Below are 15,202 nucleotides of genomic sequence, written 5' to 3'. Positions count from 1 at the left end.
AAGAAAAATTAAACCACCTATCCCCTAAAGAATTTAGGGAACAGATGGTTTAGGTGTTTTAATAGGTGTCCCGTTTTCAGGGTTCACTTCAGAAATGCAGAAGGTGTTATTACAATCGTTCGGAAAAAGAGTGTTTCAGTATTAGTGTCTGTCAAAATTGCCCGACTGGCCAAGAATTACGTCAGTTGGATAGATACCTTGATACGCAGCCGAAAGAACGCGGTGGAAAGCGAAAGGATATACCTATTGGGCTTACTCCGGAGCGTGTACGCGAATTGAATCAGAAGGGAATTTCAGATAAGGATATCAGCATTATGTATGACCGTAGTCCCTCTTATGTAGGGAAAATGAAACAACAATGGAAGCAAGCTGTTGTTTGGAAAGGACCAACTATTTGTAGTTTAAACAAGCATTAATTAATTATACAAACAAAAAAGAGTACTTTGTATAGGTGACATGATAGGGCGTGCGTAATGATCAAGATCATTACTTGCCGCATATTTATATGTTTTAAATAAAGGTTCTTTTCGTATAGATTGTTGTTTTTTGCGATGAAAATAAGACCTTAGATTAAATCCAGGTCTTAAGTATTTATGAAAGCTTTCTTCGTATGGCGATATTAATCTTCAACACGATTTCCAAGTCCAAACAATAACCTAAATAAATGCACAAGGTAGAATCCGGAAATCAGCTTTATAAATATAAATATTTACTAAAATTCTATTTTTTGTGCGCATTGCCATTTAGAATATTCTTGCATTTTCTAATATTTCGTTTGATTTGCTGATTTTCAAAAAAATAAACCTCTGTACCTGCCCAAATAAAAACCCAACACACAATGCTTAATACTCCTGCAACATAGGCATGAGTGCTTGAAAGTTTCAAGAATATTAACCCAACAATAATACCAAGCACAAACAAAACAATAGCCTTTTTGACATTTCTTGCATATGTATATTCCTCTTCGTTCAAGAGGTTAGAAAAAGTGTTAAATGTGGCAGTCTTCAATGACTTTTCGTCAAAATCATTCTGACCTGAAAAAAAAATTTCTACTTCTTTTCTTTTGCCACTGTGCAGCTTTGACAAAATAAAATCTTCAAGGTCAGAGCTTAGGTGAACATCATCTGAGCTATAATATCTTGAAAACGGAGTATCAGTTTCATCTAAATAGATATTTATACTTAATTCATCTTTCATGTTAACCCTCCTTTAAATCCAATTTACTAGTTGAAAGTCAACCTTTTATCAGTATGGTCAAGATAGCAACAATTCTTACGAAAACAGCGTAAATAAAAAAACAGAACAGAATCCTTACTTAAACATAAAAGAGCGCTTTCCAATGCGCTCTCTGACCAAAATTAATATTGAAAAAGAATACCACATGTTATCGTATGTATGCTTCTTAGGGTTGTGTGGATTTAATACAAAATCTTTATTTGAGAAGGAAGAGAACTAAATGGAAAAATTGATCTATGATTTTGAGTTAATGATACAAGATGGTGATTTGAAAGTAGGAGATGAAATTTTAGTTTTTTGTAAATTTATTGTAAATTATAAATGCAATACACTTATATATTATATAATCGGAATGTACAATTTTAATGATGTTAGAGGGTGTTGTAAATGATAATTACTTTAAAATTTTAAAAGAGTCGTTTTAATAATGTATTATTTGAATAAAATGCTATTTATTTTTCTTTTAAATACTTGATTTAAATTGATTAGATTAAATAACGGTCTCTTCTAGTTTTTTGATGATCAAGACGAATGAAGAAAGGAAGTAATCATTATATGGAAAAATTGCGATTATTAACATTTGAAAATATAGTAGCACCCCTTTTAAACGAAAGTGTATCATTTATATATTTTCCTATTGAATGGCTGGACATTGTAGAAATACATTATAAGACGTTTTTATTAACGAGTAAGTTGAAACGTTTGAATGAAAGATTGTATGATATGTTTTCTGATATATTGTTTATTCAGCATAATCCGTATGTGTTAAATGAAAATACACCATGGATTATATCAAAAGAACCTATAATACAAGAACAACTCGATTATATTTTTCAAAGTTGGTATGAGGTCATTCATGATTGGAAACCGAACAAATTAATAGAACCACCCAAATATGAATGGCATAACGATTTAATTTCTAATTTGCCAGTCTTACATGATAATGAAACGTATGCTAAGTGGGTACCCGCTTTAATTTCACATATTTTTTGTGAATGCCCTGTACAAATGGAAGATAAAATTGAAGAAGAAATCTTTTTTTCTCCACTACGATCACAAAATATTTGTGAGGCCATGTCAGAACCAATTAAAGATGAAAAAACACAAGATTATTTCGCTTATGTATATCGGTTTGAATGCATAACTCGTGCAGGAGAGAATACCCCTTTATTAAATGTTTCAGTAGGCATTCGAAGATTCTATCAAGAATATAATCATCCAGACATACCGTTGCTTTTGAGACGAAAACGGGGCATGATATTGATTTCTACCCCAGATTCTGCATTAAATAATAAAAAGTTGAGGTTTGTAAAACTAAAAGTACAGCAAGCGACAAACGGTATGAAATGGATTAAGTTATTTAGAAATTTAAAAGATGATTTTCATATAGGTGGAGAAGTTGAACTAGATCATATACTCCAATATCCGAAAGACTATATCATCGGGACAAATATAACGGTGTTACTTCCATATAATGAGAGAATATATAAAGTGCAAGGTACTAAAATAAAATCTGGTATAAAAGTAAAGGATAGAGAGTATTTATTTAAAGAATTTCAGCAGAAATTCTCTTATTTCACATTACTCCCAGAATGTAAAAAGGTAGTAACAAATAATGAAAATGAATTATTTCCTTTAATTGCACCAAAAGGATTAGAGACTTTAACGTTAGAAGTTTGGTCCGACAATATATTAATGGAAGTAGAACAAGCATTAATTGATAGTGAAATTGTTTTAGCTAAGATTGGTGAGTCATCTTATGTATTAAATGCAGATTCTCCAGTATTGCTAAAGGTAGTGAGATTTAATATTGAAAAAGTATTGCAAAACCCATATAAAATGCAGTATTGCCAGAAATATAAAACAAACCTTGTAGATGATGTTATGAAAGCTGTTTATGCAACTGCAGGAGAGCGGAGTGATGCGACATTAGCGTTAATCGCAATGGAAAATTGTGATGGGCGAGAGAAAATTGACCCAAAACAAATCGTTCGAGAAGGATTTGCACGAACAAAACGTATTTCAGCATTTATTAATTTATTTATAGGTCAAAGTGTATCTCGTAAAGCAATTGTAAATTGTATTCTTAGTTTATTAGAACAGAAAGGATTTTTGAAACGTAGTTGGAATAAGATAAATTTACCTTGTACATATGTCAATTTATCAATTGAACGAATCTCGAAATTTGATTTCTTGCCTATTTTTTAAAAATACAAGGCAGAGAAATTTTATATAAATTATATGGGAATACAGAGTGGCAAACGATTGACCGGTTATTATTAAACGTAAATAAACATAATGCATTTTTGCCGCAACCATCAAAAAGAAATGATATGGGTGCTCTTTTTAAACAATATGTTTCCGAAACATTAATGGGAATTTTACAACATGCGAAAGAGCGGAATGAACAAGTTTATTTCATTGTAGATGCGAATATGAGAAAATATTGGATAAAAGAGTTACAAAATGAAAAAATTGATATAGATATTCTACCTGAGATTGTTCCGAATATGAAAAAAGTTCCAAACTTAAACGTGATAAGAATAAATACAGATTTTGATGTACCATGCTACGGTATGATGGAATGTGATGATGTGACGGATGGTACAGGTTTATATGCGGATCAAAAAGGTATGTATTATAGCACTGGCGAATACGCATTACATTGTAGTGAAATTTTGCAGCGATATATACTTGAAATTCTACCGTTAGGTGTAAAACCTGTAGAAAGGGATTATGTCGTAAAAATGATTCATTACATGTGCTGTAATTCAAGTATGCTCTTGGAAAAGAATATACACATGACATATTCCATGCATATGGCTAAAGTAATAAAAAGTTACATGACTGATATAGATGCAAGAGAGTTCAAAGAGTTTGATGATGAATTGGATGTAGATATAATGAAAATAGAAAAGAAAGATTCAATTATTTTACTTTAAATAATAGTAAACAAATCCTGCTCGTTATACCGATCAGGATTTGTCATTTTTTCATGTAAATAATGCTATCCTTTGTCATGTATCACTTCTTTTAAGTATTTACTTTATTAACATACAGGATTAAGATGTTTTTTAGAAATACAAAAACTATATCATATGGAAAAACGAGTTTTATTAATTGAAAAAATTGAAAGGAATGGGGAATTGTGAAGAAATTAGATGTGCTATTAATGCTACTGAGCGGCCTCTTTCCAATTGCAGGAATTATAAAGAAAATCCCTCTAGAACAATCTTTATATATTGGGGGACTATTATTTTTTACTAGTTTCGGTAGTTATTTTGCAAAAAAGATATATTCACGTATATGTAGCTGGATAGCGTATGCGCCATTTATAACACTACTGTTAGTTATTTGGAATCAGGATATTTCAACAAGTTCAATAATTATGAACGCAAAAATTGCCGCTTGTGTGGCGTTAATTCCGTGTTTATTCCGTTTTCGTACATATGGGCTTACTTTGGGCTTATTCTCATTATGGGCCGCTTTACTATGGGATATAAAAGAAGTACAGTCGTTAGTCATACTTGAACGCATGACAAGCTTAATGACAAGTCAGTATGTATATCTTCTATTTTTAGTTGGAGGTCTTATATTAGGGGGATTACTTGCGATATTAATACACCGCAAAGAGAAAGATAATAAAGAGAATACAAATCTATTTCAACAAAAAAAGAAACGCAAAAGGCTATCATTTAAGGTCCGCCTTCCAAGATTACCAAAATTAAAAATGAAATTATTTAATTTTGGGAGAAAGACGTCTAAACGTAAAAATCCAGAAAGAGTCCATGAGCGTAATTACGAAGAACCAGCTGCAACGTATGAAATGACAGAGGACATAGATCAATACAAAGAAGGGACTGTTCAAGGGCAAACAAGGATGGAACGTAGAAGAAATAGGTATAATGCGTAATGAGTTTTAATAACCCTTTAATGATTTATCGTTGAATAGATAAATTATTAAAGGGTTTTTTTACGTAATTAAATATATGTTGCGAATGGAGGACCCATAATATATTTTAAAGATGGGGACTGAAATAAAATAAATGGAGGGCCAAATGCTTATTATTACATATATTTCTGTTTGTATATTATTCTTAGTTAGCTTTTTGCATGTTTATTGGGCTTTCGGAGGTACGTGGGGAACAAATAGTGTTATTCCAACTATATCGGGAGAAAAAGCGTTTACACCTCGTACAGGAATGACATTGGTCATTGCGTTATTATTAAGTATGGCAGCAATAATTTTATTACAACAAGCAAAAATTGTTCACTTTGCAGTTCCTAATGCTATTGTTCAAGCCGGCTCCTGGATCTGTATGATTGTTTTTTTCATAAGGGTAATTGGTGAGTTTAATTACTTTGGTATCTTTAAACGAAAAAAAGATACGAAGTTTGCTAGAATGGATACAAATTTATATGTGCCTCTTTGTTTATTTTTATCTTTTACATTTTTATTAGTAATAATAAAGTGAAAATAAATACGACAATTATATAATACTCAGAAAAAATTGTAATCACATGAGGGCATCCGATATTGAAGATGCTCTTTTCGTTTGTAAAACATGTCGCATCAACATAATAAATAGCAATATACCAATTACACTGAAAGCGACAAAAGGTATTTGTACAGAAGAAAAGGATACGAGCAATCATTTTGGGGCAGTGTGAGTTTCTAATAAGAATCTAATTAGAAAAAGTATTGAACCTAAAAGGATCATGTTAAATCATAAAGTACTATCATCTTTAATTTTAAATTTATCTTTAATATTGATAAATAGAATGAATAAGATTACAGCAGATATTAAGTTAGATAAGTAGAAATCTTGGTGGTACAGTAGTTCAAATGTAACGTCGAAAATGTAAAATAAACTAATTGTAGGGAGTATGCATATGAAAATATATCGCCAGTTTTTTAAAATGTATTTGTAATTAATTAGTGTTTTCATTATAGAAATTGCTCCTATGTTTTGTTTTTTATATAATTATACATATAAATAAAGTGATTCACAAAGTGTTTTCTTCATAAAAATAAAATATTTTACAAATAATTTGCAATGGAAAAAATGCAGCAAATTTCACACACTAATACTAAAGATAAAACTTTTAAATATTTGTACTGAAATGATACACTATAGTCTATGTTACTTTTGAAATGAATAGAGGGATTTACATGATAGATAAAATTAAAAATGTTGTTGAGGATATGTATGAAGATGAAGCAAAACATTTACTTCAAAGTATTCTTATACAGTTAAATTTATTAGAAGAAAACTATAGTGAAGATACAATTAAACACTTAATGGGTATTCCTAAGCAACTAACGAATAATAATTCTTATAAAATGAATATAGAAGAAAGTACACACATTCATATCGCATTTGATGATTCAACAGCCGGATGTTTAAAATATATGTTGAAACAAGAAGGATTACACGAGGAGAGTGTTGTTTCATTCTCTGAATTTTTTTCAATTGGGTCAATACATCAATTACATACGAATGAGGGTCAAGTAGCAAGAAAGCAATGGTTAGTAAACAACTTAACTGCTTATGATAGTTATTTTGAGGAAGAATATTTACCAAGATTTATGGAGACTTTAGATGAATTACATTCTATTCCTAATGAAACACCGATTACCATTTGGAAAGCAGATAACGCCCATGAACATGTAGGTCTTTGCTTTGTAATAGCTCAATTACAAGATAAGAAAAATATTCGTGTTATGAACACATCTGAAGCGAGTCGAGAACTTTTAAAAAGAGATTATGACATACGTGGCACAGGAGAATTAGCACCTGAAGATTTAGCATTTATCGGAAAAGGTTTTATAGAGTTATCACATTTAACCGAAGAGAACAGAGAAAATCTTGAACATGAGTGGAATAATTTATCAAATAGCACAGAATTTTTAAGAATTTGGAAAGACAATGTAGTGCATCCGGTGAAAGAAGACTATTTTGATCAATTTATTGTTGAATGCGCGAAAAGAATAGGTGCTGATAAAGACTTCCTTAAAGCTCCGAGAGTAATTGGTGAAGCACTTGGCCTTGTGGAGCAATTAGTTGGGGATACGTTTTTAGAATATCGCTTGAAAGTATTAATCAAACAAGGGTTATTTGAATTTGAAGGTTTATTAGAAGAAATGCGTTTTTATAGTGTAAAGTTGAAAAAATAAAGATATGTTCTATTTTAAAAAAACTTGTATTTTTGAAAACAAAAATACAAGTTTTTTTCGGTTTGAAATTGGGCTATACATAAGCTTCCCATAGGTGTCAAATCACATATGAATGTTAAAGGTAATTAATGAAAAGAAGGTGATTTGTTAAAATGTATAACCAACAAAACTATCCATATAATCAAGCGATGTATTATTATCCACAACAATACGGATATGAAACTGTAGATGAGCTTAGAGATATTGAACAGGAGGATTATAGACCAGATGACGCGGAAGATGCTCCAACGTCACCACCACCGTCACAAGCTCCGTCTTTACCATCTACATTTGCTTCTCCAGCACAAGCAGGAAATATGAAATCATGGATGTGTAACTGTCTAGGAAGATGGGGATATTTACGTTTACATCGTCCTGGACCTTTTGGAAGAGACTTATGGTTCTTTCCGACTGAAGTGAGAAGCAACGGAGTATCAGGTTACACTTGGCAAGGTGGTCGTCGTCGTAAAGTAAGTTACCGCTATCAACAAATTAGTAATTTTATGTGCTTTGCATAAAGAGAAGTGGGAGAGTTAAACGATTTTACTCTCTCACTTTTTTATTTTTCAATATAAGAAGTAAGCTTCTGATTAAAAATTTACAATTTTTACGTTTTTATTGGAGTATAATGCAAATGTTGGGTTGGTTTTCAAAAACTAATGAGAGTGAGGGAATACAATGTCAATGAAAAATAAAGTTGGACTAAGAATAGAAGATGGTATTAATTTAGCTTCAGCTCATTTTAAAGAAGATGCTTATGAAATTTATAAAGAATCAAGAAAAGTGCAACCTATCTTATTTGTAAATAAAACTGAATTAGGTGCTGAATGGCTTATTACAAGATATGAAGATGCTCTGCCACTTTTAAAAGATAATCGCTTAAAAAAAGATCTGGTAAATGTGTTTCCTCAAGATACAAAGAACATGTATCTTTCCATTGACAATAGTGATCATTTAACAACGCACATGTTAAATTCAGATCCACCTAACCACAGTCGTTTACGATCTTTAGTTCAAAAAGCTTTTACACCGAAGATGATTACACAATTAGATGGAAGAATTCAGAGAATAGCGGATAATTTAATAAGTGAGATAGAGCGAAAAGGTACATTAAATCTTGTGGATGATTATTCATTCCCATTACCGATTATTGTAATAAGCGAGATGCTTGGAATTCCAAAAGAGGATCAAGCAAAATTTAGAATTTGGTCGCATGCTGTCATTGCATCGCCAGAAACACCTGAAGAAATAAAAGAAACCGAAAAACAACTATCTGAGTTTATTACATATCTTCAATATATAGTTGATGTAAAACGAAAAGATCCAAAAGAGGATTTGGTTAGTGCGCTAATACTTGCAGAAAATGAAGGGCATAAACTTAGTGCTCCAGAGCTATATTCAATGATAATGCTATTAATCGTAGCAGGACACGAGACGACCGTGAATTTAATTACAAATACGGTATTAGCACTTCTTGAAAACCCTAATCAATTACAATTATTAAAAGAAAATCCAACGTTAATTGATTCTGCTATTGAGGAAGGTTTGCGTTATTATTCTCCAGTTGAGATTACAACTGCAAGATGGGCGGCTGAACCTTTTCAAATCCACGATCAAACAATACAAAAAGGAGACATGGTTATCATTGCATTAGCTTCCGCCAACCGTGATGAAACAGTATTTGAAAACCCGGAAGTATTTGATATTACGCGGGAAAATAACCGTCATATTGCCTTTGGGCATGGTAGCCATTTCTGTCTAGGGGCTCCACTTGCTAGGCTAGAAGCAAAGATTGCTATTTCTACTTTGTTAAAGCGTATGCCTGCACTACAAATAAAAGGGAATCGTGCAGAAATTAAATGGCAAGGCAATTATTTAATGCGTTCTTTAGAGGAATTGCCTTTAACTTTCTAGAATATTTATTTTTAGACATGCATACATCGAAAATGATTTACATAGAGTATGTATGTGTTATTTAAATTCGAAACGGAAGGGTGAAAACATCCCAATGATCAACTAATTCTATTTGTAAGAGATCTTCGTTAAAAAACGAAATATTCTTCTGAATAGGGTTAGTATGTACATTTATAGAAAAGGGATGTGTTTCGCGCTGCGAAAATATAATCTTTTCATATGATTTGTGCTGCCTCCTGTTCAGAACATGAAATAGGAGGCTTTTTTATGTCAACGACTGTGGAAACGAAACAAAATCATGGGGTATCACAAGTATTGAAAAATCGGTTTGTGCAAGGAATTCTCGCATCAGCATTATTTTTACAAATAGGAATATGGGTTCGAAACTTTGCGGTATTGCTGTATGTTATGGAAATGACGAAAGGTGATGCTTTCGCTATTTCAATGATTTCAGTTGCTGAATTCGCTCCAATTTTTATTTTCTCATTCATTGGTGGAACTTTTGCTGATAGGTGGAAACCGAAGAGGACAATGATATGGTGTGAGACTTTAAGTTCTTTATCAGTATTTGCAGTATTAATTACACTTATGTTTGGAACGTGGAAAATCGTGTTTTTTGTCACGCTTATTTCTGCAATCCTTTCGCAGTTTTCTCAACCATCTGGAATGAAATTATTTAAACAGCATTTATCGGCAGAACAAATTCAATTAGCGATGTCTATTTATCAAACAATATTTGCAATATTTATGGTGTTAGGACCAATTCTAGGCACATTTATTTTTCATAGTTTTGGAATTTATATTTCAATCATTATAACGGGTATCGCATTTTTACTTGCAGCAGTTGTTTTGTTATTTCTTCCGAAAGATCTCGAGAATAAAAATGAGAAGAAAGAAATCACACTATTACAGGAAATGCTGGATGGTATTAAATATGTAAAAAAGAAAAAAGCATTAACTTTGCTTGGACTATGTTTTATGGCAGCAGGACTAGGTATAGGCTTAATTCAGCCACTAGGTATATTTATTGTGACTGAGCAGTTAGGGTTATCAAAAGAGAGTTTACAATGGTTACTAACAGTAAATGGTGCGGGGATGATTGTTGGCGGAGCTTTAGCGATGATATTTGCAAAGAACGTAGCCCCGCAAAAGATGTTAATTATCGGTATGCTTGGTCAGGCAATTGGTATTGGTATTATAGGCTACTCCACAAATTTATGGGTGACACTTACAGCACAACTTTTTAGTGGGTTAGCTCTTCCATGTATCCAAATAGGGATTAATACGCTCATTATTCAAAATAGCGATACTGATTTTATTGGTCGTGTAAATGGCATTTTAAGTCCACTATTCACCGGTTCAATGGTAGTAACGATGAGTATAGCTGGTTCATTAAAAGAAATGTTCTCATTAAGTACGATGTATGAGGGCACAGCGCTACTATTTATAATTGGATTATTGTTTATTTTACCCATATACAATTTAAAGCCAATAATAGCGGTAGAAAGTGAAATGAATGGTAAAGGAAGTGCTATGCAACATGAATCCTAATCCAAATGTTAAATACCCAATTGAAGGAAATCAAAACGTTCATTTTATAAAAAATACAATAACGAAATCTAATATACTCGTTGGTGACTATTCTTATTATGATGCGAAACATGGGGAAACTTTAGAAGATCGAGTATTATATCATTATGAATTCATCGGAGATCGTCTCATTATTGGAAGGTTTTGTTGTATTGCATCTGGAGTTACCTTTATTATGAACGGAGCAAATCATCGAATGGATGGATTTTCGGCGTATCCTTTTAATATTTTTGGGAATGGATGGGAGAAATTCACACCGGATTTATCTGATTTACCATATAAAGGAGATACAGTTATAGGAAATGACGTTTGGATTGGCATGGATACAACTATTATGCCCGGAATAAAAATAGGTGATGGTGCAATAATTGCAGCTAAATCTGTTGTGACCAGAGACGTCGCACCATATACAATTGTTGGTGGAAACCCTGCAAATAAAATAAAAGAGAGATTTTCAAATGCAATAATAGAAGAATTATTGCAAATTCAATGGTGGCATTTTGACATTGAAAAAATAACCGAAAATATAGATGCTATTGTACGAGGAGATATTGAACCATTAAGAAAGCTAAAAAGGTAATAAAAAATGCATAACAAAGAGTATCATACCTCCGAATTTTGTTAATGATAATAGAACAAGGAGGTGTGATACTATGGCACAAGACGTTTTATGTGAAGTAAACAACTGTAAATTTTGGGCTAACGGTAATAAATGTAGTGCAGATGCAATTTATGTGGTAAGTCATAAAGGTAAACAAGCATCTACTACGGAAGAAACAGATTGCAAAACTTTCGATCCAGAAATATAAGTTTTTGAAGGGTAGCCAAATCGTGGTTGCCCTTTTATTAATTATAGTATTGATAATAAATCTCATTTTCATTCATGTTTTTTAAAATTATTTCTTGACCTGAAACGCTTTTCATAAATTATAAATAAATAGTACTTTACGAGCTCTGTATGAAAACGATACCTTTTAATCGATTAGAACTCGTGTATTTAAAGAAAGTGGTGAAGAAATAATGAAATTAATCGCAATTGATTTAGATGGAACTCTTCTTTCTGGTAATAAAATGATTAGTAAAGAGAATGCAGAAGCAATTCGAAAATGTCAAGGAGCCGGTCATGTTGTCGCAATTTGTACAGGACGTTCTATTGTTGATATTGAACGATTATTGTTAGAAGTTGATTTAGAGTGTCCAATTATTGCGGAAAATGGTGCACTTATTTATAAAGACAAGAAAATGATGAAGAGATATCCCATTCAAAATATGCAGGCACTTGAAATTGTAGAATATCTTGAAGCGAATGGCTTATATTATCAGCTTTATACAGATAAAGGTGTATATGTACCGGATTATGGAGTAGAGAGTGTACGTAATGAAATCGAGTATGTGAAGAATTCAAAAGAAAATTTCGACTTGGAAGAGTTAGAAACGATCGCAGCATTATACCTTGAGCATACAGCTTTTCATAGTGCAGAAAGTTGTAAACCAATTGTAGAAACAGATATCCACGTGCATAAACTGTTACCATTTTCTTATGATATTGAGAAATTAAAACAATTAAAAGAGAAATTTCTACACAATACAGATTTAGCAATTACATCTTCCTATTGGCATAATTTAGAAATTAATCATCGAGATGCTCAAAAAGGCAATGGATTATATACTTTAGCAGGACATCTTAATATTCCAGTTGAAAATACTGTAGCGATAGGTGATGGCCTAAACGATGTTTCCATGATGGAAAAAGCAAATATATCAATTGCAATGGGAAATGCGGTTGAAGAAATAAAAGCGATGTGTCAATACGAAACGTTGACAAATGAAGAACATGGTGTTGCACATGCCCTGTATACGCATGTGTTAGCATAAAAAGTAAAAAAGAATCCAATGAGGATTCTTTTTTACTTTTTATTAGGGGTAAGGTATTCTATGAGATTCATAGAAGCCTTATTACTTTTTATTATATAGAATATATTGGAATAAATGTTTAGAATTTTCATAATAATTATGAAAATTTTATGAACTTTATATTTTTTGTATTTTTATTCTGCTAAGAGTCGTTTACAATTTTGAAATTTAACGAACATAAAGGAAGTTAGGTTGAAGGGTGGCATACAAATAATACGTCGCTTTGTACGGAATGGATAATACCTGATGGATGAAAGTTTCACTTGAAGCGTATACTATTATCTATTTTTAATTGAAAAATAAAATTTGTTTGAATAATTATTCTACAGCTATATACCTATACGCACATTCTTCGTATAATGGAGAAGTATGAATTTTTGAGTTGTATTAATTTTACATATTGAGGTGAAAAAGGAATGAATGCGCGGCTAATGGAACTTATTGATGTGAGTACAATAGAAACCATGGCAGAACAATTTTATAAATTAACAAACATATCACATCAACTTCTTGATGCTGAAAAAGTATGTATATTTTCATTTGGAATAAATGAAATGAAAATATGTAAACTTCCCAAAATTGAAATCCCCATTTTCTTATACAATCAATATTTAGGATCTTTTGTGGTATGGTCCCAAAAAAGTGAAATTTTCAATTGTCAAAAATACTTTGAAATGCTAGCAAACCTAATTTTAGATGGTGCAATAAAAGTATTACAAACTAAAAATGCAACGTTCCTCTCTCAAAAAGAGGAGGAGCTACATACAATTTTACAAAACATGCCTGTCATGGTTGATGCGCTTGATTATAATGGAGATTTTATTCTATGGAATCGTGAATGTGAAATTGTAACAGGTTATACTGCTAAAGAGATAATCGGGAATCCAAATGCACTTCAATTATTGTACCCAGACCATAATTATCGTCACCAAATACAAAATAAATTTTTGACTCGAGGAAAAAATTTTAGAGATTGGGAAATGCGTTTAACATGTAAAAACGGAGAAGTTAAAACAATCATGTGGTCAAATATATCAGAGCAGTTTCCTGTAACAGGATTCAGCTACTGGGCTGTTGGCGTAGATATTACACATTTAAAAGCGATAGAAAAGCAGTTGAAACAACAAACATCTGAATTGGAATTAATTTTTAAAGCTTTACCAGATTTATGTTTCTTAACAGAAGATGATGGCACAATTATAGAGTATAAAGCAGGATCTCCTACAAAATTTTACGTACCCGCAGAAGCTTTTATGGGAAAAAAGTTTTACGAAGTATTACCATCTCCAGTAGCGCAGCAATTTCAAGAAGCAATTCGTCAAGTGAAAGAAAAAGGAACAAATGCAATTGTCGAATATCCACTTACAATTAATGAAAGTATCGATTTCTTTGAAGCTAGGTGCTTACCATTATTGCAGGATAAAATTATGATTATCGTACGCGATATTACAGAGAGAAAAAAGACAGAAGAATTGCTAAATAAATCAGATACATTAGCGGCAATCGGTCAATTAGCAGCTGGGGTAGCTCATGAAGTAAGGAATCCATTAACTGTAATTAAGGGGTTTATACAGTTATTCCAAATTAATAAAGAAGATCAAGAGCAATATTTTGACCTTATGCTTTCCGAAATAGAAAGAATAGAATCAATCCTCCAAGAGTTTTTATCAATTGCTAAAACAGATGAAATAAATACTGAAAAGAAAAATATTTATCAAATATTTAAAAATGTCGTATCTTTAATAAATACAAAAGCAATTATGACAAATATTCAAGTGGAATTATATACAGATTCCCAAGAAGTAATCATTGAATGCTCAGAAAATCAACTGAAACAGGTATTTATTAATATTTTACAAAATTCAATTGAAGCTATGCCAGATGGTGGGGAAATTTCAATCCATATAAAAAAAATCAATAATGATGGTGTTATTATTCATGTAATAGATGAAGGAATAGGAATACCTGAAGAAAGAATTAAGAGATTAGGTGAGCCTTTTTATAGTACGAAAGAAAAAGGTACCGGTATTGGATTAATGTTAAGTTATAAAATTATTGAAAGTCATCAAGGGACAATAAGCATTATGAGTGAGGTTGGTGTCGGGACAACTGTAACGATTTACTTGCCGAAAATTCAAAGTAAACAATCTCTATCAAATTGTGATGATAGTTGTATATCAATACGATCTACTATTAATTCTTAAATTATTAAATACCCAATAACAAAAAGCTAAACTTTTTGTTATTGGGTATTTTTATATTTACTTTAGTAAACTTTACCTTTTCTTTACCTTTGTTTTAATTTCAATTAAGTTTTTAACATTATATTAA

At 31.6% G+C, this 15,202-nt stretch carries 13 protein-coding genes and 1 pseudogene; 12 read left to right on the top strand and 2 right to left on the bottom strand.

The features are described from left to right. Positions 1-65: 65 nt before the first annotated feature. Positions 66-416: a hypothetical protein gene (locus MR065_RS09185; protein WP_242213410.1), complete on the top strand. Its 351-nt coding sequence runs from the start codon at positions 66-68 to the stop codon at positions 414-416. A 304-nt stretch (positions 417-720) separates the two neighbouring features. Here the strand turns inward: MR065_RS09185 and MR065_RS09180 are convergent, their stop codons facing one another. Further along, on the bottom strand, positions 721-1,197 hold the full coding sequence (locus MR065_RS09180; RefSeq protein WP_242213409.1) for a hypothetical protein: 477 nt from the start codon (positions 1,195-1,197) through the stop codon (positions 721-723). Between the two features lie 594 nt (positions 1,198-1,791). Between MR065_RS09180 and MR065_RS09175 the strand changes: the two are divergent. The 3 genes and pseudogenes from MR065_RS09175 to MR065_RS09165 all read left to right on the top strand — a co-directional run bounded on the left by MR065_RS09175 (position 1,792) and on the right by MR065_RS09165 (position 5,711). Further along, a pseudogene (locus tag MR065_RS09175) lies at positions 1,792-4,178 on the top strand (RNaseH domain-containing protein). 206 nt (positions 4,179-4,384) lie between these two features. Continuing rightward, positions 4,385-5,149: a DUF3959 family protein gene (locus MR065_RS09170; protein WP_242213408.1), complete on the top strand. Its 765-nt coding sequence runs from the start codon at positions 4,385-4,387 to the stop codon at positions 5,147-5,149. Between the two features lie 145 nt (positions 5,150-5,294). Next, complete coding sequence (locus tag MR065_RS09165) at positions 5,295-5,711, top strand: DUF3995 domain-containing protein (protein ID WP_242213407.1); 417 nt, start codon at positions 5,295-5,297, stop codon at positions 5,709-5,711. A 252-nt stretch (positions 5,712-5,963) separates the two neighbouring features. Here MR065_RS09165 and MR065_RS09160 read toward each other — a convergent pair whose 3' ends face one another. Next, positions 5,964-6,188 carry a hypothetical protein gene (locus MR065_RS09160; RefSeq protein WP_242213415.1) on the bottom strand — a complete coding sequence of 75 codons (225 nt, stop codon included), beginning with the start codon at positions 6,186-6,188 and terminating at the stop codon, positions 5,964-5,966. Between the two features lie 221 nt (positions 6,189-6,409). Here MR065_RS09160 and MR065_RS09155 point away from each other — a divergent pair, with 221 nt between their 5' ends. From MR065_RS09155 to MR065_RS09120, 8 genes are all read left to right on the top strand, one after another. Beyond that, entirely contained in the window at positions 6,410-7,414 is a 1,005-nt protein-coding gene (locus tag MR065_RS09155; RefSeq protein ID WP_242213406.1) for a DUF1835 domain-containing protein, read from the top strand. 152 nt (positions 7,415-7,566) lie between these two features. After that, positions 7,567-7,971 carry a hypothetical protein gene (locus MR065_RS09150; protein ID WP_242213405.1) on the top strand — a complete coding sequence of 135 codons (405 nt, stop codon included), beginning with the start codon at positions 7,567-7,569 and terminating at the stop codon, positions 7,969-7,971. Between the two features lie 160 nt (positions 7,972-8,131). Further along, positions 8,132-9,367 carry a cytochrome P450 family protein gene (locus MR065_RS09145; protein ID WP_242213404.1) on the top strand — a complete coding sequence of 412 codons (1,236 nt, stop codon included), beginning with the start codon at positions 8,132-8,134 and terminating at the stop codon, positions 9,365-9,367. A gap of 267 nt (positions 9,368-9,634) precedes the next feature. Next, complete coding sequence (locus MR065_RS09140) at positions 9,635-10,918, top strand: MFS transporter (RefSeq protein WP_242213403.1); 1,284 nt, start codon at positions 9,635-9,637, stop codon at positions 10,916-10,918. Continuing rightward, positions 10,908-11,537: a Vat family streptogramin A O-acetyltransferase gene (locus tag MR065_RS09135; protein WP_242213402.1), complete on the top strand. Its 630-nt coding sequence runs from the start codon at positions 10,908-10,910 to the stop codon at positions 11,535-11,537. The genes MR065_RS09140 and MR065_RS09135 overlap by 11 nt, the downstream gene beginning before the upstream one ends. Before the next feature lie 73 nt (positions 11,538-11,610). Next, complete coding sequence (locus MR065_RS09130; RefSeq protein ID WP_073515157.1) at positions 11,611-11,766, top strand: DUF1540 domain-containing protein; 156 nt, start codon at positions 11,611-11,613, stop codon at positions 11,764-11,766. Positions 11,767-11,977: 211 nt separating this feature from the next. Further along, positions 11,978-12,832 (top strand): Cof-type HAD-IIB family hydrolase, encoded by an 855-nt coding sequence (locus tag MR065_RS09125; RefSeq protein ID WP_242213401.1) that lies wholly within the window; start codon positions 11,978-11,980, stop codon positions 12,830-12,832. A 455-nt stretch (positions 12,833-13,287) separates the two neighbouring features. Then, positions 13,288-15,075 carry a PAS domain-containing sensor histidine kinase gene (locus MR065_RS09120; RefSeq protein ID WP_242213400.1) on the top strand — a complete coding sequence of 596 codons (1,788 nt, stop codon included), beginning with the start codon at positions 13,288-13,290 and terminating at the stop codon, positions 15,073-15,075. Positions 15,076-15,202: the final 127 nt, after the last annotated feature.

The organism is Bacillus cereus group sp. BfR-BA-01383 (assembly GCF_022663495.1).
Lineage (GTDB): Bacteria > Bacillota > Bacilli > Bacillales > Bacillaceae_G > Bacillus_A > Bacillus_A cereus_AU.
Note: the sequence above shows the minus strand (reverse complement) of the source record. Positions and strands in the feature narration are given on the sequence as shown.